This window comes from Longimicrobiaceae bacterium, from assembly GCA_036375715.1.
Classification (GTDB): domain Bacteria; phylum Gemmatimonadota; class Gemmatimonadetes; order Longimicrobiales; family Longimicrobiaceae; genus DASVBS01.
Map to the genome: position 1 here is coordinate 80,875 of DASVBS010000022.1, position 26,261 is coordinate 107,135.

Below are 26,261 nucleotides of genomic sequence, written 5' to 3' on the forward strand. Positions count from 1 at the left end.
AGCTTGATGCTCCAAACGGGCGGCGTTACCTTTGCAGCGCATGCACCCGTGCCGCTGCGCGGCACCTGCAACGGACCGATTTCACGAGGTGCTCGTGCTGCTCACGGACCTGCTGACTCCCGAGCGAATCAAGATCCCGCTTCGCTCCACCACGAAGGAAGACCTCCTCGAGGAGCTGGTCGACCTGGCCGCCAACGGCGCCGAGGTCAAGGATCGCCAGGAGGTGCTTCGTGCGGTGATGGATCGGGAGGAGGTGCTCAGCACCGGCATCGGGCACGGCGTCGCGATTCCGCACGGCAAGTCCTCGAGCGTGAACGGCCTCGTGCTGGTGGCGGGGGTGACCCGGGAAGGCGTGGACTTCGAGGCCCTCGACGGTAAGCCCGTTCACCTCTTTTTCCTCCTCGTCGGACCCGAGTCTGCAGCGGGGGAGCATGTAAAGGCATTGAGCCGGATCTCGCGCCTGCTGCGGCGGGAATCATTCCGCCAGCGGCTGATCGAGGCTCCGGATCCGCAGTCCTTCTACTCCGTGCTGGCCGAGGCGGAAGCTTCGTGAAAGCCGGGGTGCGTGCATGGGCGCCGGCCCTTGTCTGGGCCGCCGTCCTTTTTGCATTGAGCTCGCAGCCGACCTTGCCGACGGAGCTCGACAACGGACTCGACAAGGCGGCGCACTTCGGGGCCTTCGCCATCCTGGGAGTCCTCCTGGCCCACGGAGCGCTCGCCTCGCGCCTCCGGTACGTGTGGCCGGTAGTCATCGGGCTCGTCTACGCCGCGAGCGACGAGCTTCACCAGCAGTTCGTCCCCGGGCGCGCCCCCGATCCCGCCGACTGGGTGGCGGATGCGCTCGGGGTCGCGGCCGGCTGCTTCATCCTCTACCGCCTGCGGTCCGGGGGCGTTCGGTCGGCTCGGCGCTCCGGCCCCGCCTCCACCGGTTTTCCACATACATGACTTCAGCTCATTCCACACAGTACCGGACCGATCTGGCCGGTGCCCTGCGCGCGTCCGACATCGGTCGCGACGTGCGGTTGGTCGGGTGGGTTCACCGACGTCGCGACCTCGGCGGGCTGGTTTTCGTCGACCTGCGCGACCGCGGCGGTCTCTTCCAGGTCTCCTTCGACCCGGAGTGGTCGCCGGCGGAGGTGGTGCGCGCGGCGCGCGACCTCGGCCCGGAGGACGTCATCCAGGTGGAGGGCAGAGTAGAGCGGCGGATCAAAGAGAACCCGGAGATGGAAACCGGGGAGATCGAGCTGCGCTGTACCACGCTCGAGGTGCTGCAGAAGGCGGCGCCCCTGCCGATCCCCGTCTACCGCTCGCCGGACGAGGCCCTCCCCAGCGAGGACCTGCGGCTGCGCTACCGCTATCTGGACCTGCGGCGGCCGGAGCTGCTGCGGAACTTCGAGCTTCGACACCGTGCGGCGCGTGCCGTGCGACAGTACCTGGACGAGCAGGGATTCCTCGAGGTGGAAACGCCCATGCTCACCCGGCGCACGCCCGAAGGAGCGCGCGACTATCTCGTTCCCAGCCGCGTACATCCAGGCGAGTTCTACGCGCTGCCGCAGTCGCCGCAGCTCTATAAGCAGCTGTTGATGGTCAGCGGCTTCGACCGCTACTTCCAGATCGTCCGCTGCCTGCGGGACGAGGACCTCCGTGCCGATCGCCAACCCGAGTTCACTCAGGTCGACGCCGAGATGGCCTTCGTTACCGAGGAGGACGTCTTCGCCGTCGCGGAGGGAATGGTGGCCGCCGTCTGGAAGGAGGTTCTGGGGGTCGAGCTGCCCACGCCCTTCCCCCGGCTGACCTACGCCGATGCCATGCTCCGCTATGGAACCGACAAGCCGGACCTGCGCTACGACCTCGAGATCGAGGATGTGACCGAGGTTCTCCAGGCGGCCGATTTCCGCGTTTTCGCTGCAACCAAGGGAACCCCGCAGCGAATTCGTGGACTGCGGGTTCCGGGAGGTGCGAGCCTGTCCCGCAAGGAGCTGGACGAGCTGCAGGAGGTGGCGAAGCGGGGTGGCGCACTCGGCGCGATGTGGGTGAAGCGCTCCGAGGAGGGCTTTTCCGGCAGCTTCGCCCGCGCCCTGGAGGGCGGGATCGGCGACCGCTTTGTCGAGCGCACAGGGATGGAGGTTGGCGACCTGTTCGTGCTGGTCGCCGGCGACTTCCGCATCCATCGTGTCGAGGTCGGCCACGCCCCTGACCTCTCGGCGGGCCGCTCGGTGCCGGTTGGTCTCGAGCCTGCGCTCGACGAGCTACGGCGACACCTCGCGGCCCGGCTCCAGCTGGTCGATTCGTCGCAGCATGCCTGGGCCTGGGTCACGGAGTTCCCGCTCTTCGACTGGGATCCCGACGCGGACCGGCTGGTCGCTTCGCACCACCCGTTCACCATGCCGCATGCGGAGGATCTCCCGCGCCTGTACGGGGCGACCGAGCGCGACCAGCCGCTCACCTCGGCAGAGCAGCGAAGCCTGTATGTGGCCGGGATGAGATCCCGGGCATACGATGCGGTGTACAACGGGAACGAAATGGCCAGCGGGTCGGTGAGAATACACGATCCCGCCCTGCAGGGGCGGATCTTCCGCGCCCTCGGAATGTCGGCCGAGGAGGCACGCGCCAAGTTCGGTTTCCTCCTCGAGGCGTTCCAGTTCGGAGCGCCTCCCCACGCCGGGTTCGCATTCGGCTTCGACCGAATGGCGATGCTCCTGGCGGGGGCGCCGAGTCTGCGGGACGTGATCGCCTTTCCGAAGACGACCGCGGCGCGCGGTCTCATGGAGGGCGCGCCGGCGCAGATCGCGGAAGAAGACCTCCACGACCTGCACATTCGTACCGTGAACCCGAGCAATTCGTGACGCATACATCTGCTCATCGAGCCACCCCGGCGGTGCGCTCGACCTCAACCGCCGTCGTGGGGGACCGTGGCTGAGGGCACGATCCAGCATCGGCTCTCTGCCGAAGGCGCCGATCCCCTGCTGCTGGCTGGGGTCAACGACAGTCACCTCCTGGAGCTCTCCCGCGTTGGGGGATCTCGCGTGGTGCTGCGTGACGACCACCTCCTGCTCTCGGGCGCCCTCGAAGACGTGGAGCGCTCCGTACCCGTCGCCCAGCACATGATCGATCTCGCGCGAGCGGGGACGCCGTTCGCGGTCGATGACATCGCGCGGTTCGCCGAGCAGGCGCGGCTGCCCGACGGAGGGCTGCAACGGCTGAGCGAGGGGCAGAAGATCATCGTTCCCGGCGGGAAGAAGTCGATCACGCCGAAGACGGAAGGGCAGCGCGAGTACATCCGCGCCATCGAAGAGAACGACATCGTCGTCGGCATCGGGCCGGCAGGTACGGGTAAGACCTACCTGGCGGTGGCGATGGCGGTCGATGCGCTGTTCAAGAAGCGGGTCAAACGCATCATCCTCGCTCGTCCGGCGGTGGAGGCGGGAGAGAACCTGGGCTTCCTCCCCGGCGACCTGCAGGAGAAGGTGGATCCCTACCTGCGTCCCCTGTACGATGCCCTCGATGACATGATGGGCACCGAGCGAATGCGGCGGGCGCTGGAGTCGCGCGCGATCGAGATCGCGCCTCTTGCCTACATGCGCGGGCGCACGCTGCACGACGCGTTCGTGATCCTGGACGAGGCGCAGAACGCCACCGGGCTGCAGATGAAGATGTTCCTCACCCGCCTCGGGCTGAACTCGAAGGCCGTGATCACGGGGGACAAGACGCAGATCGACCTCCCCTCGCGTGAACAGTCAGGGCTCCTCCAGGTGGAGACGGTGCTGAAGGGGATCGAGGGGATCGCGTTCGTCTACATGCGGCCGACCGACGTGATCCGCCACCGGCTGGTGAAAGAGATCATTCGCGCCTATGCGGCGGCTTCGGGCGAGCCGGAGACGGAGGAGGACATTGCCGCGCTACGGAGTGAGCCCGCCGGGACATGACGGCCAAACGTGTGGGGCCTACCTCGTCGATCCGGCGAGCGGCGCTCGCTCTCGATCAGGATCCGGAGGGAAGCTGGGTAGCGGCCCTGGTACATCATGGCGCGCGCGTCCTGCTTCTGCTGGTGACCGCCGTCATCGTGTACGTGCTCTTCCCGGCACCCCGGCTCCCTGACACGGCGGTCCTCGAGCGGGGTACGGTTGCCTCACAGGACGTCATCGCCGAGTTCACCTTCAACATTCCGAAGTCGCCGGACGAGCTGCTCAGGGAGCAGGTGGAGGCCGCAAGCAGCGTCCCCGCCATCTACGACCAGGTCCCCCAGGCAACGGAGAACGTGGTCGCCGGGCTCAACGGCTTCTTCGCGGAGGTCGACTCGGTCATCGGCTCGGTGCCGGCCGCGGAGCGAAGCGAGGCTCTGGCGGACTACCTGGAGACGAATCGGGTCACCCCCACGCCCGGAACCCTCCAGCTCCTGCTGAATTCGTCGCGGCGAGCTGCGCTGCAGCGCGCCGCGGTGCGCGCAGTGCGCGAGCTCTTTCCGCAGGGAGTCGCGCCCAGCGCCCTCCCCCCCTCCGTCGCCACCATCTACGTGCAGGAGCCCGGCGGCACCCAACGGGTGCTCACCCGTGACTCCGTCCTGACCCCCGAGCGTCTTTTCGCCATGGCGGCGCAGCAGCTCGGTCCGGACAATCCGGACGGTGCGGAGCTCCTGCGCCTCCTGCTCATCCGCTTCTTCGAACCGAGCCTCGTCCCGAACGAGGCCGCGACCGAAGCCGCCCGGGAGCGGGCGCGCGCCGCGGTCGACCCGGTAAAGGCTACCATCCTGAAGGGTGAGAGGATCATCGGGGCGCACGAGCGGGTCGGTGAGGAGGAGGAGGCCCGGCTGCAGGCCTACCAGGCGGAGCTGACCCGCCGGGGGATGGGGAGCGGAATCGAGGATGGCGGCTTTGGCCGCGCGGCCGGTGCGATCCTGTACAACGCGGTGGTGCTCGGGCTGTTCGGGCTGCTCCTGATCTTCTTCAGGCCGGCACTCTACCGCGACTGGCGAGCGCTGCTGGTCTTCGCCCTTCTGGTCCTGAGCGTGGCCGGGGCGGGTTCCCTGATCGCGCGCTTCAACCTCCCTCCGGAGCTGATCCCGGTCACGTTCGCGGCACTGATCGTGGCGGTGCTCTGGGACGGAAGGCTGGGCTTCTCCCTGGCGATGATCCTGGCGCTGCTGATCGGCGGCCAGACGCCCTTCCTGGGAGTCACCGCCCTCTTCACCACGGCGGTCGGTGGCGCGGCGGCCGCGTTCAGCGTTCGGGTGGTGGAGCGCCGCTCGAAGACGTGGCTCTTCATCTCGATCATCTCCCTCGCCTACGTCATCGCCACCCTGACCATGGCGCTGCTGCGGTCGCGCGGGCTGGCGGAGGTGGGGCTGTCGATGGGAGCGGGGATCACCAACGCCATCGTCGCGTCGCTGCTCGCGATTGGCTTCCTGCCATTGCTCGAGACCTTCACGGGCATCACCACCGACCAGACGCTGCTCGAGCTCTCGGACCTGAACCGGAAGCTGCTGAAGCGACTCTCGCTGGAGGCCCCGGGGACCTACGCGCACACGGTCAACGTGGCCAACCTGGCGGAGGCGGCGAGCAGCGCGATCGGCGCCAATGGGCTGCTCGCGCGCGTGGGGGCGTACTACCACGACATCGGCAAGCTGGTGAAGCCGCAGTACTTCATCGAGAATCAGCCGCGGGGGCGTAACCCGCACGACAAGCTGAAGCCCTCGACCAGCTCCGCCATCATCCGCGGGCACGTTGCCGAGGGGCTCAAGCTTGCCGAGGCGGACGGGCTTCCGGAGGTCGTGAAGCGCTTCATCCCCGAGCACCACGGGACGCAGCAGATCTCCTTCTTTCTCAACCGTGCGCGGGAGAACGATCCGGACGCTCAGATCAATCCCAGCGATTTCGCCTACTCCGGGCCGAAACCGCAGACGAAGGAGACCGCGATTCTGATGATGGCGGACACGGTGGAGTCCGCTACTCGCGTCCTGCAGGACCCCACGCCGGCTCGCATCCGGGAGCTGGTGGACCGCCTGATCGGGCAGAAGATTGCGGAAGGGCAGCTGGACGAGGCCCCGTTGACACTGGCAGAGATCGGTATCATCAAGGATTCCCTGACCAAAGTGCTCACGGGAATGTATCATCACCGCATCGACTACCCCGGCGGGCAAGGGTGAACGACCGCATCGAGGTCGAGGTCGGGCTGGGGGAGGGGGTGACGCTGCCGATCACCCTTCCGCATGCCGAAGCGGCGGTGCGGCATGTGCTATCCGCAGAAGGCGTGCAAGTGGCCGAGATCTCCGTGGCGTTTGTCGGTGACGAGGAGATCGCGCGGTTGAACGAGGAATACCTGGCACACGAAGGGACAACCGATGTGATCTCCTTCGCGCTGCACGCTGCGGGCGAGAGTCCGCTGGGTGACATCTATGTCGGGGTCGATCAGGCAGGGCGTCAGGCCGCGGAGGTGGGGGTTCCGGTTGCCGACGAACTGTTCCGTCTGGTGATCCACGGAACCCTTCACGTGTTGGGATACGATCACCCGGAAGGGCCGGACCGCGCCGGGTCCGTGATGTATCGTCGTCAGGAAGAGCTACTCACCGGTTTTCTCGATCGGATCGGCGCCCAGGGGCGCTGATCGAGTCGCGCGTTCACCCCAGCCGTCGCCAGAACCTTGCTCGAACCCGGAATGGCGAAGCTGCTGGAAGAGATCCGCGAGCTGATCCGCACGGGAACCCCGGAAGAGCTTCACGCCCTCCTTCTTCCCTTTCACCCCAGTGACCTTGCCGATCTCCTCGCCGAGCTGGACGAGGAGGAGCGGCGCGCGGTCCTGATCGCGCTGGCCCCCGAGCCGGCCCTCGCCGCAGAGGCACTCGCCGAGATGGAGTGGGACGAGCACCCGGAAGAGGCGCTCGCCCTGCTCGAGCCGGAGCAGATTGCCACCCTGGTCTCGGCGCTCTCCGACGACGACGCGGCCGACATCATCGGCGAGCTGGACCCGGAGGACCAGATCCGGGTGCTCGCGGCGCTGCCGAGCCTGCACTCCGGCGACATCCGCGACCTCCTGCGCTATCACGAGGAGACGGCCGGCGGGTTGATGACGACGGAGCTCGTCGCCATCGACGTCGAGCTGGACGCCCGCGAAGCGCTCGAGGAGGTGCGGCGGCAGGCGCAGGAGATCGGAGAGTTCTACAACATCTACGTGGTGGACGGGGAGCGCCGGCTGAAGGGCACGCTTCCTTTACAGGCCCTGGTGACCGCGCCCGTCGGGGCGCGGATCGCCGACCTGGTGGAACCGGCGATCGTCGCCGTCCCCCCGGAGATGGACCAGGAGGAGGTCGGGCGGATCATCTCCCGCTACAACCTCGTCGCTGTACCCGTCGTCGACAGTGAGGGCAAACTGCTCGGCCGCATCACGTTCGACGACGTGATCGACGTCCTGGAGGCCGAGACCACCGAAGACATCCTCCGGTTCGGCGGTGTATCGGACGAGGAGGAGGTGCGCGGCGGCTGGCAGGACGCCGTGCGGTCACGCCTCCCGTGGCTTCTTCTGAACCTGGTCACCGCGGCTGCTTCGGCCACGGTGGTCGTGTATTACGCGGCGACCATCGAGCGCCTAACCCTGCTCGCGGCGCTGATGCCGGTGATCGCCGGGATGGGCGGGAATACCGGCACACAGGCGCTGGCGGTGACCATTCGCCGCCTGGCGCTGTCGCGGGAGAGCCCGGGGCGGCGCTGGGCGGTGGTGCTGAAGGAGCTGGCGGTGGGGCTGATCAACGGGCTGGCGATCGGCGTGATCGCCGCCCTGGTGACGGCTCTGCTCGCCATTGCGTTCGGTGAGACCTTGCTGCTCGCCCTGGTGGTTCTGCTGGCGATGTGGATGAACCTGGTGGTCGCCGGGTTTGCCGGCGCCTTCGTCCCCATCGTGCTCGAGCGGCGGGGGGTGGACCCGGCCGTCGCTTCCTCCATCTTCGTGACCACCTTCACCGACATGGTGGGCTTCTTCCTGTTGCTGGGGCTGGCGAGCTGGATGCTTCTTTGAGAAGCTAGGAGCTAGAAGCTAGGAGCTGGAATAGGGAGCGCAGGCATGTTAGTAGATATACACATCTCAAACATTTCGTCTGTCCGATGGTCGTGCCGCTGGGTGTTCTCCACCGACATCTTCTAGCTTCTAGCTCCTAGCTTCTACCTTCGCATGCTATCCGAGCTCCGCATCCGCAACTTCGCCCTCATCGACGAGCTGTCGGTGCGTTTGGGGCCGGGGCTGAACGTGCTCACCGGCGAGACCGGGGCCGGGAAGTCGATCATCGTGGGAGCGTTGTCGCTGCTGCTCGGAGAGCGGGCGACGGCGGACATGGTGCGTGCCGGGGCCGAGCGCGCCAGCGTGGAGGGGCTTTTCGACATCGGAGATTCGCCCGACCTCGTTCACATGCTGGATGAGATGGGGATCGAAGTGGAGGACGGTCTTCTCGTGCTCAAGCGCGAGGTGGCGATCGAGGGGCGGAACCGCGCCTGGATCAACGGCTCGCCGACCACGGCAGGCACTCTGGGCCAGGTGGGGGCGGCGCTGGTCAGCCTGCACGGGCAACACGAGCACCAATCGCTCCTGCGCCGCGATGAACAGCGTGCGATCCTGGACGTCTACGGAGGCCACGAGGAGGCGCAGGCCCGGGTGAGTGACGCGCATCGCCGCTTGCGGGAGCTGACCAACCGTATCGAGGAGCTGGAGCGCCTTCGCGCGGAGTCGATCCAACGTGGCGACTACCTGCGCTTCCAGCTCAACGAGATCGAGGCGGCCAACCTGCGCGTCGGGGAGGAGGAGGAGCTCGCCGAGGAGGAGCAGCGGCTCTCCCACTCCCAGGAGCTCATGGAGCTCTCCTCCTCGCTCGCCAATGCCCTGGTCGGGGAAGACGAATCGTTGCTCGGTCGGCTCGGTTCCCTGCGCCGGTCCGTCGATCAACTGGTGCGCATCGACCGCGGACAGGAAGAGCTGACCGAGCTCTTCGACACCGCCTACTACGCCCTGGAAGAGCTCGGCAATCGCCTGGCGGACTATGCCACCCGGGTCGAGCACGATCCCGCCCGCCTCGAGGAGATCCGCCAGCGGCGCGACCTGCTCTTCCGGCTCGGATCCAAGTACGGGGGCTCGGTTGAGGCGATCCTGGAGGTAGCGCAGCGCGCCCGCGCCGAGCTGGAGCGAATCGACAACGCCGAGTGGGAGCTCTCCGGCTTGCAGAAGGAGGTTGCGGCGGCGAGGGAAGAGCTGGAGACGGCAGCGGCGGAGCTGACGCGGCTGCGAACGGCGGCGGCGGAGAAGCTGGCAGGGGAGGTGGGTGCGATCCTCCCGCAGCTCGGCATGGAGGGCGGAACCTTCCAGGCGACGATTCTCCCGCTACGGGAGCCGGGTTCGAACGGGTCCGAAGAGGTGGAGTTCCGGGTGGCGTTGAATCGGGGTTTCGAGCCTCGCCCACTGGCGCAGGTCGCATCGGGAGGCGAGCTGTCGCGCGTGATGCTGGCGCTGAAAACGGTGCTTGCCCGTCAGGATGCCGTGCCGACGCTGGTCTTCGACGAGGTGGACGCCGGCGTGGGAGGCGTGGTCGCCCTCCAGGTGGGCGACAAGATGCGCGAGGTCGCGCGCAGCCATCAGGTTTTCGCCATCACCCATCTGCCGCAGATCGCGTCTCGCGCGCAGACCCACCTGCTGGTGCGCAAGGGGGAGCGGGACGGCTTGACCACCACCGAGGTCCAGGAGCTCGACGCCGAGGCGAGGGTGAGGGAGCTGGCGCGTATGCTGGGAGGAGACCCCGAGAGCGAGGTCTCGCGTCGTCATGCCGGCGAGCTGATCGAGCGGGCCGGGGCCGCGGTGCGTGCTTGACTGTACAGGGGGGGATGGGCGGCTGTGCCGGTGCGTGGCTGGCGCGGACGGCTGTGTGCTGGTCGGGGTTGGCGCGGCCTGGAGTGCTATGCGGGCTGTCCGGAGCTCGCGTGGGCTGGCGGTCAGGTGAGGGCGCGGGCGTGCTCGGCGGATGTACTTGGCGGATGGCCTCGCGTCACCAGAGCCGTGGCAGCAGGCTGGCGGTGACCGTCAGCCTTCCTCCACCGGGCGTCCCTTCCGGCCCCCCGAGGGTACGCTGATAGGCGAGGGTGACTTCGGCGGGCAGGATCGCTTCGCGCACCCAGTAGGCGGGAAGGCTGGAATAGCGGATCTCCAGGCCGAAGCGTTGCAGCCGCCCCCCTGCCAGGTTCAGCACATCGGCCGGGCGCTCCTCCGTTCCACCCGTGTAGCGGGTGTCCCCCACCTCGTACAACGCGTACTCAGCCCCCACGGAGATCGCCCGGTCGAGGCGATAGCGGGGCGCCACACGCAGCTCGGTGATGTCGCCGGGCTTGATGGAAACAGCGGTCGGCTCCTGCGGGGGATCGAGCGGGTTCTCGCCGGGGATGCGGCGGACGATCTCGCTCTCGCGCCCGCGGGTGAAGCGCAGGCTACCGCTCACCCAGATGTGCGAACCGAGGAAGAGGTCCACGGCCGCTCCGCCCGACCAGGAGGAGAGCCCCTCCGAGGGTTCGGGCGTGAGGAGATCCATCGTGTCGGGTTGTTCCCCGGTGGCGAAGCGTGCACCACCCAGCAGGGCGATGCGTAGGTCGAAGCCGGGGTCCGCGGGGACGGGAGCTCCGCCGAAGGTGCTGAGCAGGAGCGCCTTGGCGTCCATTTCCAGGTCGCCGGCGCGCCAGCGCTCGATGCGGGACGCAAGGGGGTCGAACCCGAACTGCTCGCTCAGCAGCGCGGCAAGAACCTCCGTGTTGGCGGTGTCCTCCGGCAGCGCCATCGGCTCGCCAGCCAGCTCGGTGACGCGGTTCTGCAGCTCCATTCCCAGCGGCGACTCCGAGGTGGGGAGGAGAGGGAGCGCGCCAAGCTCCTCCCACCCGATCGCCGCCAGCAGCGCGGCGTTGCCCTCGGCGTCCGGGTTCAGTCCCAGATTGCCTCCCTGCAGCTCGAAGCGATGGACGAGCCGGTCTCCGCGACCGATCGACATGGAGGCGCCCAACTCCAGGCGCGGAAGGATCCCCACGGCGAGCCGTCCCCGCGCCGCCGTGTGGCTGGCCGAGGCCGCCACGTCGAGCAGGCCGAGGGTGATGCTACTCGGCGATGGGGGTTCCGGCGAGGCCCCGGAAGAGCCCTGTGTGGCGTCCAGGAAGGCGGTGAGCTGAGCTTGGAGAGGGGCGAGGGCGGTGAAGCGATCGGGGGTGAGGTCGCCGCCCAGGTCCGAGCCGAGGTCGACCCGGTTGCCGTCGGCGTCGAAGCGGCTGCTCCAGCTCGCGTGGACCCCTTCCACCCCCAGGCGGAACATGCCGAAGGGAAGGACGTACGCGTCGGGGCTCTGGGCGGATGCCGCCGCCGGAAGCAGAGCGCCCAGCGCGAGGGCGGCGCAGGCGGCGCGGGCGCGAAACCTCATCGACTCCAGTCGATCGATTGCCGAAAAACAAGCGGGGCTCCGAGCGCCGGAGCCGTGGGCCGCAAGAGGGTAGCGGCGCCGCGCGGGCGTGTCAACCGAGCCCCGGTGCCGGGTTGACGCATGTGCGCTGTATGGGTAAATTTTGTATTCCTGTGCCGCGCGCCGAAGGTCGCGAGAAGGGGAGGATTTCGCTCGGTTTGCCGCGACAAGTTGCGAGCAAAGCTCAGTGACTTCGCGCGCTGCGCCTGCTCAGGGGTAGATGGCTTCGACTCGCGGAAGTGTACGTTGAGAGCGCGTCTCCAATTGCGGGCATAGCTCAGTTGGTAGAGCGCAACCTTGCCAAGGTTGAGGTCGCCGGTTCGAGCCCGGTTGCCCGCTTTACGGTGCCGTAGCCAAGCGGTAAGGCAGAGGTCTGCAAAACCTCCATCCCCGGTTCGATTCCGGGCGGCACCTCTTTCCCGGCAAGAGCGCTCCAAGAAAGAGCCTGACGAGAGTCTCTCGTCAGGCTCTTTGTCTTTATACGTTCGCGGCCGCCATCCGCGCAGAATCCGTAGTATCGGTGGAACGATGGCGCAAGCGTTTGGTCCTCCTCCACCCGCTCGTCCAGTTTCCGGTCAGGCGGAAGATTCCCGCCGAGCCGCTCGAACTCACCTGAGCTAACTCCAGCCATGCCACCCCGGTCCAGGAAACCCAAGCAACCTCCGCTCATCGTGGATCTACCGGTCGGCCCGCACTCCGATCCGCGTGAGATCCACCTCTGGCTCGACGAGCTGGACGCGCTGCGGCGCGCCTATGCGGGCGAGCCCGAAGCGGCGGCGACTATCGACGAGGCGATCGCGCGGGCCGTGGGCTGGCTGCACGGCCGGGACGAGCTCGCCGGCGCCGGCCCCTGAGCGGCCGATCCGGCGACGGAGGCGCCTGGCCCCCTGCTTTCCCTTCAATTCTCCACCCACCGATCCCCATTCGCGGTTGATCCGCTCCTGCGGCAACATTGCCTGCAGTAACGCCGCGATGTCTCCGGATCCCAGCCCTGGCTCCCATTGGCCTTCGCCTGGCGCAAGTCTGTCGGCGACGGAATTTATCAGGAACTCCGCTCCCCTGTGCTGGCGGTTGCGACAACGGCCGCTATCTTTGCGGCGCGGTTGTCGCATGATGACCGCAGGTTCGTGATCGGCCACTGACCTCATCAGGAGAGTCCGAATGCAACGTCTCGTACGTAGGGCGTATCTTCTCCTCTTTCTGCTTCTCCTCGCCGGCACCCGCGCGGAGGCGCAGGGCATCATCCCGATCGCTGTCGAAGGCCGCGGCGCCTTTGCCCTCCCGCAGGGTGAGTGGAACGACGCCGAGGCCCTGAGCAACGGGTTCGGCTACGGCTTCGACATCCGTCTCCAGGTCATGCCGCTCATCAGCATCTACGGCGGCTGGGACACCTACAGCTTCGACCTCGAGGACATCGAAGACGCGGACGCGAACGACTCCGGTGTCCACCTGGGCGGCCAGCTCTCGCTCCCGTTGTCCGGCCTGACCGGGGTCAGCCCCTTCGCGTTCGCGGGCCTCGTTTTCAACCAGACCGAGATGGCGTTCGAGAACAACGCGGTTTCGCTCGAGGTGGAATCGGATCGCGGGGTCGGCTACGAGCTGGGGGCTGGTCTCGGCTTCCCCTTCGCGCCCGCGCTCACGATCACCCCGCAGGTGCGCTACCGTTCGCACGGGGCCGATTTTCCCGGCGTCGGCGAAGAGGAGGACGAGGATGTGACGGTCTCCTACCTCTCCTTCGAGGTGGGCTTGAAGCTCGGGCTCTAGGACGGCAACTGCGGGCTACGTAATTACGAATTACGAATTACGAATTACGAATTACGGCGGGCACCGAGCCGATTCGATCATCCCGACCGACAGCGAGCGATCGCCGCAGGCGCCGAACAGTCTGCAACCCTTCGCTTCGCTCAGGACCAGGGATCCAATAGAGTCATCTTGAACTATCTGGCTGTCCCTCGGGATGGCAAGACCAGCTCGATCAGTAATTCGTAATTCGTAATTCCTGATTCCAGGCCACGCGCGCGACGCAGAACTTTCTTCCCACCCCGGGGTATCAGGCGCCGAAATCGTTGCGCGCCAGGGGGTTTGCGCGGACTTCGGAGGGCTCCCGGCGGGCGGCGAAGGGCGGCGCCGAGGGGTTGACGGCCCTGGAGGACTCTGATACATTCAGGGCTCTTGTCGCCCCGTTCGTCTAGTGGCCTAGGACATCGCCCTCTCACGGCGAAAACAGGGGTTCGATTCCCCTACGGGGTACTCCGGGAGGCAAAGGGTCAGGGCCCCGCAGGCAGCAGCCCACCTCCTGGCGCGGGTGCGGATACCCTCCGGCCCGCGTTATGGTCGATTAGCTCAGCTGGTTAGAGCGCTCGCCTCACATGCGAGAGGTCCGGGGTTCGAGTCCCTGATCGACCACTGACGGCGCCAGCCCCGGTCGGGTCTGGCGCCGTCTTTCTGTCCGCCCGGAGGCATCGGGCCGACACTCACGGCAGTGGGACGCCCTTTGCAGTGCGAGAGCACCATGCGCTTGCCGACTCTTCTTCTCGCCCTTTCGGTCCTCTTCGGCGCATCCTCCGCGGGCGCACAGGAGAAGCCGCTCCGGATCGACCTCAACATCCCGGCGCTTCGCCTCACCGTCTACGAGGGGGACGAGATCATCCGCTCCTACCCGGTCGCGGTGGGGATGAAGGGGCACGACACCCCCACCGGAAAGTTTGCCATCACCCACGCCGAGTGGAACCCGTGGTGGCGTCCACCGGCCCGCGAATGGGCGAAGGACGAGAAGGTCACCCCGCCCGGGCCCAACAACCCGATGGGCAGGGTGAAGCTCTTCTTCCTCCAGTACTACTTCTTCCACGGCACGCCGGAGAGCGGCAGCATCGGCACACCCGCGTCGCACGGGTGCGTGCGCCTGCTCAACAAGGACGTGATCGCGCTGGCGCGCCTGCTCCACGAACGGGCCGCCCCCCAGGTCAGCTCCAAGGATATCGACCGCATCCTGGCGAACTCCAGCCAGACGCGCCGGGTGAACTTCCGCGAACCGATCCCGGTCACGATCCGCTACGACCTGGTGACCGTGCAGGACGGGGATATCAACATCTATCCGGACATCTACGACTACGGCACCCTGCACTCGGAGGCGGTCTACCAGGCGCTGATGGCGGCCGGGTACGACGTGAGCCTGGTCTCCCACAAGGACGTCGCGCGGTTGATCGAGCAGGGCCGGGGGGCGCGCGAGACGCTGAACCTGAAGGTGGAGGACGTCTTCGGGACCGAGGTCGCCGCGAGCCGCAAGAGCGTGACCACCGCGGTTCGATAGCCGGAAGCTTCGCCCGACGCGAGCGCGCCTGCGCCGCGTCGAAACAGGGAAGAGGAGGGGATGATCGAGAGCTCCAGCCGGGCCAGGCTCGCAGAGGCTCTCTCCCCGCTTCAACTCCACGCGGCCCGATGCGTGGTCGCCCGGGTGCGAGTGGAGATTGCCCCCGAGCTGGTGCAGGCCTCGCTCTTCGGCTCGCGAGCTCGGGGGGACGCTCGCCCCGACTCCGACGTCGATCTGCTGCTCGTCTTCCGCTCGCTGCCACCCGACCGCGAGCCCTACGCTTCTGAAGCGGAATCCATTGCCGAGCAGGAGGCTCGTCGCCTGCACGTGCCGGTCACGGTCTGGTCCGTCTCCCTCGAGGACCTGGCCGTCGGTCAGCGCACCCCCATGCTGGTCGACGCCCTGGCCGACTCGATCCCTCTCTGGTGCCGCGAGGCCCCGCTCCCTGCGGTCCCCTTCACCCCCGTTGACGCGATTCATTGCGTCGAGACGCTGCTCCGCCGTATCGACGAGGGTTCCCAACTCGTCCGGATCGCGCTCCGGCAAGGCCGCTCGAAGGCGGCGGCGCGCCGGGTCCGCGACGACCTCGTCCGCGCCTGTACGGCGCACCTCCTTCTGAGCGGGATCACGCGGCCGCGCCGGGCCGAAGCCGTCCGCCAGGTGCTGCTGCCCAGCGGAGGCGAGTGCCTTACCGGCTCAGTCGCCGAATGGGTGGAACGCTCCTTTGGCTTCAACGGTACGGATGAGCACGTCTTCGTCCCGCCCCCGCCGGGGGGCTTTGCGGCGGCCGCGGAGTTGGTCGAGGAGTTGCGAAGGGCGGCGCTGCAGCGCCTCGACGAGCTGCGAGCGCGCCTCGGGAGGTGGTGAACGTGAAGAGGAGGGTTGCCGTCAGCCGGAATATTCCTTGCTCGGCGTCTCCACCTGACAGGGCGCACCGGTTCAGCCCGTTCAGCAGCATCCATCCATGAGGCTCTTCCAGCCAGACAGCCGCCAGCGCCGAACCCTGGGCGCTCTTTTCGCGATCAGCTTTGTGATCGCGGTGCTCCTCACCGCGTTCTACAACACGCAGATCGTTCGGGGAGAGTCGTACGCGCTCGCCTCCGAGGACAACCGTCTGCGACCGGTCGTCATCCCCGCCCCGCGGGGAACGATTTACGATCGCTACGGGGAGGTGGTGGCCACCAGCATTCCCGGCTTCTCCGTGGTGCTGCTCCCCGGAACCGAGGAGACGATTCGCGCCACTCTCGAGGATCTGCAGCGTTTCCTGGGCCTGGCGGACTCCGACGTCGAGCGGCTGATGCGTCAACGCGAGACCAGCCCGCACGGCCTGCTCACCATCACGGAAGACGCGACCTTTTCGCAGGTGGCTGCCCTCGAGGAGCGGCGCGCCTCCTTCCCCAACCTGCTCATCGTAGATCGACCCAAGCGCTACTATCCTGCCGGTCCCGCCATCGGTCACATCATCGGCTACGTATCGGAGATCTCCGACGAGGAGCTCCAGTTGCCGATCTACCAGGAGGCCGGGTATCGGCAGGGGCGATGGATCGGAAAGGCGGGCGTGGAAAAACAGTACGAGCTGCGCCTCAGCGGGGAAGACGGGGCGCGGTTCGTGGAGGTGGACGCCAAGGGGCGCATCGTGAACCCTCGCTCCACCGTGGAGGTGCAGCCCCCTGTTCCTGGCCAGGACCTGCGGCTGACGCTTGATCTCGAGCTGCAGAAGTACATCGCCGAGATCTTCCCGGACACGATGAAGGGCGCCGTGGTGGCGATGGTGCCCTCGACGGGGGAGATCCTCGCGATGTACAGCAATCCCAGCTACGATCCCAACGATTTCGTCGGGGGGATCAGCGGCAGGTTGTGGTCGGCGCTGCAGAACGATCCGCTGAAGCCGCTCATCGACCGGACGATTGGGGCCCGCTACCCGCCCGCTTCGACCTTCAAGCTGGCGACCGCGGCCATGGGCGTGAAGCTCGGGCTGGTGAACGCCTCGACCCGGATGCCAATTCCCTGTACCGGCGGTCTTTCCTACGCGGGACGCTACTGGAGGTGCTGGCAGTCTCAAGGACACGGCGCGCTCGACCTGGCCAGCGCCATCGAGAAGTCGTGCAACGTCTACTTCTACCAGCTCGGACTGCAGATCGGTCTGCAGAAGTTCATCGAGGAAGGAACGCGGATCGGCTTCGATGAGCGCACCGGCATCGACCTGCCCAATGAGGCGCGGCCGATCTTTCCGCTCTCGCTGGAGTGGTACGAGGATCGCTACGGGTACCGGCCCAAGAGCTCCGAGGTACTCAGCCTCTCCATCGGTCAGGGACCCAACACCCAGACCGTGCTGCGCATGGCGCACTTCTACTCCGCCATCGCCGGCAACGGGACTGCTCCGGCCCCACACCTCGTCCAGGGCGAGGCGCCTGCGGAAGGAGGGATAGACCTCGGGCTGACGCCGGAGCAGTTGGAGACGCTCTGGGCCGGGCTGGTGAAGGTCGTTCAGCCGGGGGGAACCGCGGTGCTCTCCTCGCTGGCGAACTGGCAGATCTACGGGAAGACCGGAACGGCTCAGAACCCGCCCAATCCGGATCACGGTTGGTTCATCGGCTTCTCCGGTAAGCCGGGGGGCACGCCGGAGATCGTGGTTGCCGCCATCATCGAGCACGGGCTGCACGGCAGCGACGTCGCGCCCCTGGCGGCGAAGGTGATCAATCACTATCTGAGTCGGAAGCACGGCATTCCGGTCGATCCGCAGCCGACCTACATCGAGCGTCTCGAGTCCGGTCGCGCCCGCGGGCCCGACACCTACCCGGCGCCGCTGCACCCCGGTCTCCCGCCGGGAGCGGGAACGCTGGCCACGGCTCCCGAGCAGGCCCAGTCGCCGGCAGAGGAATGAGAACAGACGGTCGGACGGATGCGGCAGCGGCCGCGGCTCTTGGCTGGGTCGCGGCCGCTCCAGCGTCGTCCCTTCCTCACCGCCCGCGTCTTGACCGCTCGCCGGGGCCGGGGCAGGTTGTCGCCGCCCCCAAGGCCGCAGTCGAACCGGCCTGATTCACCACGAGCAACGCAACAATGTCCCGAATCGAAGTCCCCATGCCGCAGATGGGTGAGTCGATCACCGAAGGGACGGTCTCCGTCTGGCTGAAGAGCGTCGGCGACCGGGTGGAACGCGACGAGCCGATCATGGAGATCTCCACCGACAAGGTGGATGCGGAGATCCCCTCACCCGCGGCCGGGACACTGGTCGAGATCCTCGTCCAGGAGGGAGAGACGGTCGAGGTGGGCACTCCGGTGGCGCTGATCGAGACCGAGGTGTCGGGTGAGGCGCCGGAGGGCTCGGTCGCGGCCGCCCCCGCCTCCGCAGGCGCATCGTCCGAGACCGAGACCGGCACCGCGGAAGAGGGTATCGCGGCGGCGGTCGAGCAGCAGGGTGCGGCCGCGCAGCTCGGGGCGATGGCCATCGCCGCGGAAGGTGGTACGGCAACCGCTGCGGCGGGCGGTGCCGCGACCGCCACTGCCGGCGAGGCCGGAGGGCCGAGCGGACCGATGGCAGGCCCGGGGAGTACTGGGGGAGCTGCGGCTGCGACGCCGACCAACGCTTCGCCCCAGACCCTTGAGGAGCGGATCCGCAGGCGCTCCTCGCCGCTAGTTCGGCGTATGGCGGAGGAACATGGGATCGATCTCCAGCGCGTCCAGGGGACCGGGTGGATGGGGAGGGTGACCAAGGACGATATCCTCGCCTGGATTCGAAACGGTGGGGCGGCGGTCGCGGAGAGGCGTGGGGCAGGGAAGCTGGACTGGGACGAGTTCTACAGCCACGTCGAACACCCGACCGTGGAAGTCGGTCCAGCCGATCGCGTGGAGCCGATGAGCCGGATGACCCGGTTGATCGCCGACCACATGGTCATCTCCAAGCGGGTCTCGCCCCATGTCCATTCCTTCATCGAGGTGGACTACTCCCGCATCGACCAGGTGCGCGCTGCCCACCGGAAGCGGTGGGAGGAGCAGGGGGTAAAGGTGAGCTACACGGCCTTCGTGGCGCGGGCGGTGGCCACCGCGCTGCGGGAGCATCCGAAGCTCAACGCCTCGATCTCCGGCGCCGAGGTCGTTTACCGCGGCCGGATCAATCTGGGGATCGCGGTGGCGCTCCCCTGGGGCCTCATCGTTCCCGTGGTGAAGCAGGCGGACGAGCTGTCGCTGGTCGGCATCGCCCAGCGCATCAACGACCTGGCCGAGCGTGCCCGGGCAAAGAAGCTCTCGCCCGAGGAGGTGCAGGAGGGAACCTTCACCATCACCAATCCGGGCGTTTTCGGGACGCTGATCGGCTTCCCGATCATCAACCAGCCGCAGGTGGCGATCCTGTGTATGGGCGGGATCGAGAAACGGCCAGTCGTGGTCACCGACGAGTTTGGCAACGACGCGATCGTGGCGCGCAAGCGCGGCTTCATCTCCCTGGGCTTCGATCACCGCCTGGTGAACGGGGCCGACGGGGACAGCTTCCTGGCCCGGGTGAAGGAGCTGCTGGAATCGGCAACTGAGGTCTGAGGAGGTCGAGAGGGTGAGCGTGACGACGGCACAACTGGTCGCGCGGGGGAGAGCGCAGCGCATCCTGGAGGTGCGTCGGATAGGGACCGTGCCCTATGCGGACGGGCTTCAGCTTCAGGCGGAGCTGGTGCGTCAGCGACGGGAGGGCGAGATCCCTGACACGCTCCTCCTGCTCGAGCACCCCCACGTCATCACCAAGGGGTCGGGGACGCACCTCGAGAACATTCTGCTGAGCGACGAGGAGCGGGAGCGGCGGGGCATCGAGCTCTTCGACGCCGGGCGTGGGGGCGACGTGACCTACCACGGCCCGGGTCAGCTGGTCGGCTATCCGATCCTGGACCTCAAGCCGGACCGGTGCGACCTCCACGCCTACCTTCGGGATATCGAGGAGGTGCTCATCCGCGTGCTCGCCGGGTACGGCCTGTCCGCGGGGAGAAGGGAGGGCCTCACCGGCGTCTGGGTGGAGGATCGGAAGCTGGCCGCAATCGGGATTCGCGTCTCCTCCGGCTGGATCACCAGCCACGGCTTCGCGCTGAACGTGAGCACCGACCTCAGCTACTTCAGCGCGATCATCCCCTGCGGCATCCACGAGTACGGCGTGGGATCGATCGAGTCCGAGCTGGGCCGCAAGGTGGAGATGTCCGAGGTGGAGGAGAGGGTGGCGGGGGAGTTCTGCGCGGTGTTCGGGATGGCGGTGGGAGGGTGAGAAGGTGACAAGGTGACAAGGTGACAAGGTGAGTGGGGAGGCGGAAGCCAGCAGCCAGGAGCTGGACGGGTCAGGCCACGGGCCCAGACGCCGCCATCGGTCACTGTCACCTTGTCACCTTGTCACCCCCCCGGCGGCGGCGGCGACGGCCGAAACTCGAACTCGTCCGGATTCGGAGGCAGGAAGTCGAGGTAGCGGCCGCGGTTCTGCTCTTCCGCGATCCAGGCGTCGAAGCCCGAGGGGACGAGGCCGCCGCTGGCGGACTGACTCGCGGCGGCGCGGGTGGCGAGATGGTTCGCGTACTCGTTCTGCGGATGACCGGCGTGGCCCTTCACCCAGCACCATTGCACCTGGTGTGCGGCCGCCGCGCGCGCCAACTCCTTCCAGAGGGCGAGGTTCTCGATCTCGCCACCCTTCCGGGTCCAGCCCCGCCGCGCCCATCCGTAAACCCAGCCGGTGATCCCGTCGACCAGGTAACGGCTGTCGGTGGTGAAGACCACCTGCGAGCGGACTCTCAGCGCGTCCAGCAGGTCGATCGCGCTGCGCAGCGCCATCCGGTTGTTGGTTGTGTCCGGCTCCGAGATCCAGTAGTCCCGCCGCACCCATCCGCGCTGCGGGTGCAGGTACTCCAGCATTCCTCCGGCCCCTCCTGGCCTCGCCCGATCGCGAAACTGATTCCCCAGACAGGATTCGTCGGCGTAGATGAAGACGAGAGGGCTTTGGCGGTTCAAGATTCCAGGTCGGGCGGAGGTTGAGAAGCCAGGAGCCAGGAGCTAGAAGCTAGAAGCCAGAAAGGCTTGGCCGGCGCGCTCCCGTTATCGCTAGCAAAGTTAGCGGATCAACACACCCGCCGCACACTTCGGTCTGGGGCCGTCTCTTCTGGCTCCTGGCTTCTGTCTTCCAACCCCTTCTGGCTCCTCGCTCCTGGCTCCCTTCCTACGCACAGGCGGCCGCGCAGGCTGGGAATGGGAAGAAGGTGGAGGAACGTCACCCCGAACCTTCTAGCTTCTAGCTTCTAACTTCTAGCTTCTTCTCTTGACATCCCCCCTCACCCCCCTACATTCCCCCGCGGCGCAACCGCGCCTGTCCCTTGAACTTGACGCGATAACGCGAGACGGGAGCCGAATGGCGGATCAAGCGATCCTCATGCTGGAGGACGGACGCACGTTCTCAGGTGAGGCGTACGGTGCCCGCGGCACGACCTTCGGCGAGGTGGTCTTCAATACCTCGATGACCGGGTACCAGGAAGTGGTCACCGACCCCTCCTACGCGGGGCAGATCGTCACCATGACCTATCCGCTGATCGGAAACTACGGCGCCAACGACACCGACCAGGAGTCGGCCCATCCCCAGGTCGCCGGCTTTGTGGTCTACGAACCCTCGCCGATCTACAGCAACTGGCGCGCGACGGAATCGTTCGATGCGTATCTCCGTCGTCACGGGGTGGTGGGGATCTGCGACGTCGACACGCGGGCGATCACCCGTCACATCCGCTCAGCGGGCGCCATGCGCGGGGCCATCGCTCCGGCGGAGGTCGATCGCGACGCGTTGCTCCAGCAGATCCTGGCCCAGCCCCGTATGGAGGGACTCGACCTCGCGTGCGCCGTCTCGACCGATCGTCGCTACGTCGTTCCCGCCCGCGGTGAGCGCCGCTTCCGCGTCCTCGCTTACGACTTCGGCGTCAAGTCGCACTCGCTGCAGCTGCTCGCGGAACGAGGGTGCGAGGTGACCGTGCTGCCGGCGAGCACTCCGGCCGACGAGGTGCTGGCCAGCGGGGCGGACGGTCTCTTCGTCTCCAACGGTCCGGGGGATCCCGAGGCGGTCGGTCAGGCGCTGGAATCAATCCGCGCGCTGGCGGAGGCCGATCGACCGGTGTTCGGCATCTGCCTGGGCCACCAGCTCATCGCGCGCGCGTTCGGGGCGCAGACGTTCAAGCTCCTCTACGGCCACCGCGGCGGCAATCATCCGGTCCGGCGGTTGTCCGACGGTGCGGTGGAGATCACCGCCCAGAACCACGGTTTTGCGGTGCGCGGCGACGAGTCGGGAGTGCATCACGCTCCGGACCTGCGGGTCACGCACCTGAACCTGAACGACGGCACGGTCGAGGGTCTGGAGCACACCAGCCGGCCGGTTTTCTCGGTGCAGTACCACCCCGAATCGGCTCCTGGGCCGCACGATTCGCGCTACCTCTTCGATCGCTTCATCGCCGAGATGGATCGGCGCGTTCGGAGTCAACGGGAAGCTTGACGGCAACCGGGGGCGTCTTTATTGTAACTCCGGTAAGCTGCCATCCAGCAATCTGTTAGCAATACTCGCGAGCTCTCCGTCGGCGCTCGTTTCGCGGCCACGGGGGTCCTCGCAAAGAAGTAGGATCACCGATCGCGGTCCGAACGCCCCGGCCGCGGTTTAGAGCGGATAGTCGCCCCTCTCTCCCAACTCGACGGAGGCAGTCCATGACCAAGGCGGATCTCGTACAGCTTGCATCCGAAGCCATCGGGCCGGGCATCACCAAGAAGGACTGTGCCGTGGTGGTCGATGCGTTCCTCAACGCCATCAAGGACGCCATGGCCGAGCACAAGAACATTGAGATTCGCGGCTTCGGCACCTTCAAGGTGCGCGAGCGGAAGAGCCGTCTCGCCCGCAACCCGCGCACCGGTGACCCCGTGGAGGTGCCCCCGCGCGCGGTGCCGGTTTTCAAGCCCTCGAAGGAGTTGAGGGCGATGGTGGAGGAGCGTCCGCTGGAGGTCTGACCCGGACGCGCCAGGCCGGCGCCCGACGATCGGGGGGCGACTTCAAGAGCCCGTCGCAAAGGTGACGGGCTCTCTTCTTGCGTTTCCGCGGCTGCGCGACTCGTTCCCCCGCGGCCGGGAGATGCCATGCTCGTCCAGGAGGTAGTCACCGATCTTCCCCGTGCCGAGGTGCTGGCGCGGGCGCGCGAATGGTTCACCACTCGCTTCTCCCCCTACGCCGGCTTCCTGGAGGACGAGAGCGAAAGCCACCTCCGGTTCGAGGCGGAGTCCGGCGAGTTGGTCCTCGGTGTCGCCGAGCGAGACGGGCGCACTGTCGTACGCGGATCCACCTCCCGAATGCACCACGAGCTCTCACAGTTCCTCATGACCCTCGCCCCTGCCGAAGAGGTCAGGCAGAACCTCATCGGGCCGGGCGTGAGCGGTGCGGGCTGAGCCGCTCGTCCGAGCTCGGATCGCCAGGCACGACTTTCTGGATCCCGGGTAGCACGGGGGTGGACTCTCCTCGGCCCCGGGATCATTGTATGATGACCGTCCGCGCGCTCTTCTTCGCTTCGTATCGGGACTTCGCCGGTCAGGACGAGCTCGAAGTCGAAGTGCCGCCCGGCGTCAGCGTTCGAGAGCTGGTGCGTCTGCTGCGAGCGCGAGGCGGTGGGTGGGCGCGGCTTCCCGAGGCTCCCGTCGTTGCGGTCAACATGGAATACGTGGACCTTTCCACCCGCCTCAGCGCGGGGGACGAGGTCGCTTTCATCCCGCCCGTGAGCGGAGGGTGAACGTGCCCGCGATCACCTGCAGCATCACCGACCAGCCGATCGACGCGGCAGCTATTCTGAACTCGGCGATCTCGCCGAGCGATGGTGCCGCGCTGCTCTTCCTCGGCGTCGTGCGCAATCACAATGAAGGCCGCGAGGTGGGGCACCTCGAGTACTCCGCTTTTCGGGAGATGGCGGAGCGCGTTCTCGCCGAGATCGCGCGCGAGGCCGCGGAGCGCTGGGAGACGGGCGACATCACCGTAGTGCACCGCATCGGCCGGCTGGACCTGGGGGAGGCGAGCGTGGCCATCGCGGTGGCCTCGCCCCACCGGGATGCCGCCTATCAGGCCTCGCGCTACATCATCGAGGAGCTGAAGCGGCGCGCTCCTATCTGGAAGAAGGAAGGGTACCTGGAAGGAGAGTCGGCGTGGCTCTCGGGCCACTCGCCCGCGCCCCGGGAGCTCGCGCATGAGTAGCCGCCTCGTCCAGCTAGGCGAGTCGCGCGCGACTTTCCCCGAGCGGCCCGTACCGACCACCGGCCCGATGGAGGACGGGTTCGGCCGTCGCATCGAGTACCTCCGCATCTCGGTCACCGACAAGTGCAACCTCCGCTGCGTCTACTGCATGCCCGAGGAGGGATTACCGTGGCTGCGGAGGGAGGATCTCCTCACCTTCGAGGAGATCACCGAGATCGTTCGGGAGATGGCGCAGATGGGCCTCCGCAGGCTGCGGATCACCGGCGGAGAGCCGCTGGTGCGACGGGATCTGCCTCGGCTGATCGAGTTGCTCCGCGAGATCCCCGGAATCGAGGACATTGCGCTCTCGACCAACGCGGTCCTGCTGGCGGACCAGGCGGCGGCGCTGCGGGAGGCCGGCGTCGATCGGATCAATGCCTCGCTCGATTCCCTGCGGCCGGAGCGAGTGGATGCGATCGCGCGCCGCGCGGGCTCCGCGGAGAAGATCTTTGCGGGATTGCGGGCGGCCGAGGCCGTCGGGTTCGCCCCCATCAAGGTGAATTGTGTGGTGATGAGGGGGATGAACGACGACGAGCTGGTCGACTTCGCCCGCATCACCCTGGAGCGCCCGTGGCACGTCCGGTTCATCGAGGTCATGCCGACCGGGGACAACCTCGAGATCTCGCGCGATGCCTTCGTGTCCGCGGACGAGATACTCGAGCGGATCGCCTCCATCGGGGCGTTGTCGCCGGTCGAGGGCCCTCGAGGGAACGGCCCCGCGCGCTACTTCGCCTTCGCCGGCGCGCCGGGCACGGTGGGCGTGATCACCCCCATGAGCCACAACTACTGCGACCGCTGCAACCGCATGCGGCTCACCGCCGATGGGCAGCTCCGCCCCTGCCTCTTCGGCGAGATGCAGACCAACCTCCGCGATCCCCTTCGTCGTGGTGAGCCGATCGCTCCGCTCATCCGGCAGACCCTGCGAATCAAGCCCGAGCGCCACTGGCTGGCGGCGGGGAGCGACCGTGGTAGCGGAGGGCTCCGTGCGTTGTCTCAGGTGGGGGGGTGAGCGCGTCGGATCCCGGTGACGCGAATCGCTGGAGACGAGCCGCTCGATTGCGCGGAAGCTGGTCGAAAAGGCGATTTAACGGCGCAAACCGGTAGGTGGCGAGAAGGCGCGGCCGGTGGGGATGTTCGTGACCCGGAATTCGCAATTCATCACTCGCGCCGCGCCTGCTGCGCCGAGTTGACATCTTCTGTGTGCCCGCTCTAGTTTGGCGACCCGACGGCCGGGAGCCGCCCGGCACGTCCTCAGCCACAGATCGGGCGCATTTTTCATGGATAAGATCACCGTCGTCGGTGCCGGCAACGTCGGCGCCACAGCCGCTCAGCGCGTTGCGGAGAAGGAGCTGGCCCGCGAGGTCGTGCTCGTCGATATCGTCGAGGGGATTCCGCAGGGGAAGGGGCTCGACCAGTGGGAGTCGGCCCCGGTCGAGGGCTTCGACACGCGCGTCATCGGCACCAACGGGTACGAGGAGGCCGCGGGCTCGGGCATCTTCATCGTCACCGCGGGCATCGCCCGGAAGCCGGGCATGAGTCGCGACGACCTGCTGAACACCAACGCCAAGATCGTCCGGGAGGTCAGCGAGAACATCGCGCGGGTCGCTCCCGATTCGATCATCATCGTGGTGAGCAACCCGCTGGACGTGATGTGCTACGTCGCCAAGGAGGCCTCCGGCTTCCCGCGCGAGCGCGTCATCGGCATGGCCGGCGTGCTCGACACCGCGCGGTATCGTTCCTTCCTGGCCCTGGAGCTGGACGTGTCGGTCGAGGACATCCAGGCGATGGTGCTGGGTGGCCACGGCGACACCATGGTCCCCCTGATCTCTTACACGACCGTCTCCGGGATTCCGGTAACCCAGCTGATCTCGCGGGAGAAGCTGGAGGAGATCGTCCAGCGCACCCGGAATGGGGGGGCCGAGATCGTGCAGTACCTCAAGACCGGCTCCGCCTACTACGCGCCCTCCGCGGGCGCCGTGCAGATGGCGGAGGCGATCGTCAAGGACAAGAAGCGTATCCTCCCCTGCGCCGCCTGGCTGCAGGGCGAGTACGGCATGGAGGGTCTCTTCCTCGGGGTGCCGTGTAAGCTAGGCCGCAAGGGGCTCGAGCAGATCGTCGAGGTCGAGCTTACCGCCGAGGAGAGAGCCGCACTCGAGCGGTCGGCCGAGGCGGTTCGCGAGCCGATGCGGGCCCTCCAGTAAGCGGGATTCAGACGCTGCGCCCCACCTCGGGGCGCAGCG

Annotated in this window: 24 protein-coding genes and 4 tRNA genes; 26 read left to right on the forward strand and 2 right to left on the reverse strand. The window is 67.3% G+C overall.

Features of this window, described 5'->3' with window-relative positions; all coding sequences use genetic code 11:
* The first annotated feature begins 94 nt into the window (after positions 1–94).
* The 8 genes from VF167_03320 (at position 95) to recN (ending at position 9,837) form a co-directional block, all read left to right on the forward strand.
* On the forward strand, positions 95–553 hold the full coding sequence (locus tag VF167_03320) for a PTS sugar transporter subunit IIA (protein HEX6924430.1): 459 nt from the start codon (positions 95–97) through the stop codon (positions 551–553).
* Positions 554–627: 74 nt separating this feature from the next.
* Positions 628–945: a VanZ family protein gene (locus VF167_03325; protein HEX6924431.1), complete on the forward strand. Its 318-nt coding sequence runs from the start codon at positions 628–630 to the stop codon at positions 943–945.
* On the forward strand, positions 942–2,846 hold the full coding sequence (gene aspS, locus VF167_03330; protein HEX6924432.1) for an aspartate--tRNA ligase: 1,905 nt from the start codon (positions 942–944) through the stop codon (positions 2,844–2,846). The genes VF167_03325 and aspS overlap by 4 nt, the downstream gene beginning before the upstream one ends.
* Positions 2,847–2,912: 66 nt before the next feature.
* Entirely contained in the window at positions 2,913–3,926 is a 1,014-nt protein-coding gene (locus VF167_03335; GenBank protein ID HEX6924433.1) for a PhoH family protein, read from the forward strand.
* Positions 3,923–6,142 carry an HDIG domain-containing protein gene (locus VF167_03340; protein HEX6924434.1) on the forward strand — a complete coding sequence of 740 codons (2,220 nt, stop codon included), beginning with the start codon at positions 3,923–3,925 and terminating at the stop codon, positions 6,140–6,142. Before VF167_03335 ends, VF167_03340 begins: the two co-directional genes overlap by 4 nt.
* Positions 6,139–6,600 (forward strand): rRNA maturation RNase YbeY, encoded by a 462-nt coding sequence (gene ybeY / locus VF167_03345; GenBank protein HEX6924435.1) that lies wholly within the window; start codon positions 6,139–6,141, stop codon positions 6,598–6,600. The genes VF167_03340 and ybeY overlap by 4 nt, the downstream gene beginning before the upstream one ends.
* A 51-nt stretch (positions 6,601–6,651) precedes the next feature.
* Positions 6,652–8,004 carry a magnesium transporter gene (gene mgtE, locus VF167_03350; protein HEX6924436.1) on the forward strand — a complete coding sequence of 451 codons (1,353 nt, stop codon included), beginning with the start codon at positions 6,652–6,654 and terminating at the stop codon, positions 8,002–8,004.
* 153 nt (positions 8,005–8,157) lie between these two features.
* The gene (recN, locus tag VF167_03355; protein ID HEX6924437.1) at positions 8,158–9,837 is read left to right on the forward strand and encodes a DNA repair protein RecN; all 1,680 of its coding nucleotides are present in this window, start codon (positions 8,158–8,160) and stop codon (positions 9,835–9,837) included.
* 175 nt (positions 9,838–10,012) lie between these two features.
* Here the strand turns inward: recN and VF167_03360 are convergent, their stop codons facing one another.
* On the reverse strand, positions 10,013–11,419 hold the full coding sequence (locus VF167_03360) for a hypothetical protein (protein ID HEX6924438.1): 1,407 nt from the start codon (positions 11,417–11,419) through the stop codon (positions 10,013–10,015).
* A gap of 305 nt (positions 11,420–11,724) precedes the next feature.
* On the opposite strand from VF167_03360, the gene VF167_03365 reads away from it, so the two are divergent.
* The 11 genes from VF167_03365 (at position 11,725) to lipB (ending at position 20,007) form a co-directional block, all read left to right on the forward strand.
* Positions 11,725–11,797, forward strand: a tRNA-Gly gene (locus tag VF167_03365).
* 4 nt (positions 11,798–11,801) lie between these two features.
* Positions 11,802–11,872: transfer RNA gene (locus tag VF167_03370), tRNA-Cys, on the forward strand.
* 257 nt (positions 11,873–12,129) lie between these two features.
* The gene (locus tag VF167_03375; GenBank protein ID HEX6924439.1) at positions 12,130–12,312 is read left to right on the forward strand and encodes a hypothetical protein; all 183 of its coding nucleotides are present in this window, start codon (positions 12,130–12,132) and stop codon (positions 12,310–12,312) included.
* A 307-nt stretch (positions 12,313–12,619) separates the two neighbouring features.
* On the forward strand, positions 12,620–13,222 hold the full coding sequence (locus VF167_03380) for an outer membrane beta-barrel protein (GenBank protein HEX6924440.1): 603 nt from the start codon (positions 12,620–12,622) through the stop codon (positions 13,220–13,222).
* Positions 13,223–13,635: 413 nt separating this feature from the next.
* Positions 13,636–13,708: transfer RNA gene (locus VF167_03385), tRNA-Glu, on the forward strand.
* 82 nt (positions 13,709–13,790) lie between these two features.
* Positions 13,791–13,864: transfer RNA gene (locus VF167_03390), tRNA-Val, on the forward strand.
* A 106-nt stretch (positions 13,865–13,970) separates the two neighbouring features.
* Positions 13,971–14,768, forward strand: coding sequence for a L,D-transpeptidase (locus VF167_03395; protein ID HEX6924441.1), 798 nt, complete (start codon positions 13,971–13,973; stop codon positions 14,766–14,768).
* Between the two features lie 60 nt (positions 14,769–14,828).
* Positions 14,829–15,635, forward strand: a complete 807-nt coding sequence (locus VF167_03400; protein ID HEX6924442.1) for a nucleotidyltransferase domain-containing protein — start codon at positions 14,829–14,831, stop codon at positions 15,633–15,635.
* Between the two features lie 97 nt (positions 15,636–15,732).
* Positions 15,733–17,652 (forward strand): penicillin-binding protein 2, encoded by a 1,920-nt coding sequence (gene mrdA, locus VF167_03405; protein ID HEX6924443.1) that lies wholly within the window; start codon positions 15,733–15,735, stop codon positions 17,650–17,652.
* A gap of 176 nt (positions 17,653–17,828) precedes the next feature.
* Positions 17,829–19,301, forward strand: a complete 1,473-nt coding sequence (locus tag VF167_03410) for a dihydrolipoamide acetyltransferase family protein (GenBank protein ID HEX6924444.1) — start codon at positions 17,829–17,831, stop codon at positions 19,299–19,301.
* 13 nt (positions 19,302–19,314) lie between these two features.
* Positions 19,315–20,007 carry a lipoyl(octanoyl) transferase LipB gene (lipB, locus tag VF167_03415; GenBank protein HEX6924445.1) on the forward strand — a complete coding sequence of 231 codons (693 nt, stop codon included), beginning with the start codon at positions 19,315–19,317 and terminating at the stop codon, positions 20,005–20,007.
* A 122-nt stretch (positions 20,008–20,129) separates the two neighbouring features.
* Here the strand turns inward: lipB and VF167_03420 are convergent, their stop codons facing one another.
* Positions 20,130–20,738 (reverse strand): ribonuclease H, encoded by a 609-nt coding sequence (locus VF167_03420; protein HEX6924446.1) that lies wholly within the window; start codon positions 20,736–20,738, stop codon positions 20,130–20,132.
* 394 nt (positions 20,739–21,132) lie between these two features.
* Between VF167_03420 and carA the strand changes: the two genes are divergently transcribed.
* The 7 genes from carA (at position 21,133) to mdh (ending at position 26,222) form a co-directional block, all read left to right on the forward strand.
* Positions 21,133–22,254 carry a glutamine-hydrolyzing carbamoyl-phosphate synthase small subunit gene (carA, locus tag VF167_03425; GenBank protein HEX6924447.1) on the forward strand — a complete coding sequence of 374 codons (1,122 nt, stop codon included), beginning with the start codon at positions 21,133–21,135 and terminating at the stop codon, positions 22,252–22,254.
* Between the two features lie 206 nt (positions 22,255–22,460).
* Positions 22,461–22,757, forward strand: a complete 297-nt coding sequence (locus tag VF167_03430) for an HU family DNA-binding protein (GenBank protein HEX6924448.1) — start codon at positions 22,461–22,463, stop codon at positions 22,755–22,757.
* 126 nt (positions 22,758–22,883) lie between these two features.
* A complete protein-coding gene (locus tag VF167_03435; protein HEX6924449.1) occupies positions 22,884–23,189 on the forward strand; it encodes a hypothetical protein in 306 nt (101 codons plus the stop codon).
* 89 nt (positions 23,190–23,278) lie between these two features.
* Positions 23,279–23,527 (forward strand): molybdopterin converting factor subunit 1, encoded by a 249-nt coding sequence (gene moaD / locus VF167_03440; GenBank protein ID HEX6924450.1) that lies wholly within the window; start codon positions 23,279–23,281, stop codon positions 23,525–23,527.
* Between the two features lie 2 nt (positions 23,528–23,529).
* The gene (locus tag VF167_03445) at positions 23,530–23,982 is read left to right on the forward strand and encodes a molybdenum cofactor biosynthesis protein MoaE (protein HEX6924451.1); all 453 of its coding nucleotides are present in this window, start codon (positions 23,530–23,532) and stop codon (positions 23,980–23,982) included.
* Positions 23,975–25,030 (forward strand): GTP 3',8-cyclase MoaA, encoded by a 1,056-nt coding sequence (moaA, locus tag VF167_03450; protein HEX6924452.1) that lies wholly within the window; start codon positions 23,975–23,977, stop codon positions 25,028–25,030. The genes VF167_03445 and moaA overlap by 8 nt, the downstream gene beginning before the upstream one ends.
* A 268-nt stretch (positions 25,031–25,298) precedes the next feature.
* Entirely contained in the window at positions 25,299–26,222 is a 924-nt protein-coding gene (gene mdh / locus VF167_03455) for a malate dehydrogenase (GenBank protein ID HEX6924453.1), read from the forward strand.
* The last annotated feature ends 39 nt before the right edge of the window (positions 26,223–26,261 follow it).

Coding starts and splice junctions, on each gene's coding strand:
- aspS (HEX6924432.1), top strand. CDS start 942: ATGACTTCAGCTCATTCCACACAGTACCGGACCGATCTGGCCGGTGCC.
- VF167_03340 (HEX6924434.1), top strand. CDS start 3,923: ATGACGGCCAAACGTGTGGGGCCTACCTCGTCGATCCGGCGAGCGGCG.
- mgtE (HEX6924436.1), top strand. CDS start 6,652: ATGGCGAAGCTGCTGGAAGAGATCCGCGAGCTGATCCGCACGGGAACC.
- recN (HEX6924437.1), top strand. CDS start 8,158: ATGCTATCCGAGCTCCGCATCCGCAACTTCGCCCTCATCGACGAGCTG.
- VF167_03360 (HEX6924438.1), bottom strand. CDS start 11,419: ATGAGGTTTCGCGCCCGCGCCGCCTGCGCCGCCCTCGCGCTGGGCGCT.
- VF167_03380 (HEX6924440.1), top strand. CDS start 12,620: ATGCAACGTCTCGTACGTAGGGCGTATCTTCTCCTCTTTCTGCTTCTC.
- VF167_03395 (HEX6924441.1), top strand. CDS start 13,971: ATGCGCTTGCCGACTCTTCTTCTCGCCCTTTCGGTCCTCTTCGGCGCA.
- VF167_03400 (HEX6924442.1), top strand. CDS start 14,829: ATGATCGAGAGCTCCAGCCGGGCCAGGCTCGCAGAGGCTCTCTCCCCG.
- mrdA (HEX6924443.1), top strand. CDS start 15,733: ATGAGGCTCTTCCAGCCAGACAGCCGCCAGCGCCGAACCCTGGGCGCT.
- VF167_03410 (HEX6924444.1), top strand. CDS start 17,829: ATGTCCCGAATCGAAGTCCCCATGCCGCAGATGGGTGAGTCGATCACC.
- carA (HEX6924447.1), top strand. CDS start 21,133: ATGGCGGATCAAGCGATCCTCATGCTGGAGGACGGACGCACGTTCTCA.
- VF167_03430 (HEX6924448.1), top strand. CDS start 22,461: ATGACCAAGGCGGATCTCGTACAGCTTGCATCCGAAGCCATCGGGCCG.
- VF167_03435 (HEX6924449.1), top strand. CDS start 22,884: ATGCTCGTCCAGGAGGTAGTCACCGATCTTCCCCGTGCCGAGGTGCTG.
- moaD (HEX6924450.1), top strand. CDS start 23,279: ATGATGACCGTCCGCGCGCTCTTCTTCGCTTCGTATCGGGACTTCGCC.
- moaA (HEX6924452.1), top strand. CDS start 23,975: ATGAGTAGCCGCCTCGTCCAGCTAGGCGAGTCGCGCGCGACTTTCCCC.
- mdh (HEX6924453.1), top strand. CDS start 25,299: ATGGATAAGATCACCGTCGTCGGTGCCGGCAACGTCGGCGCCACAGCC.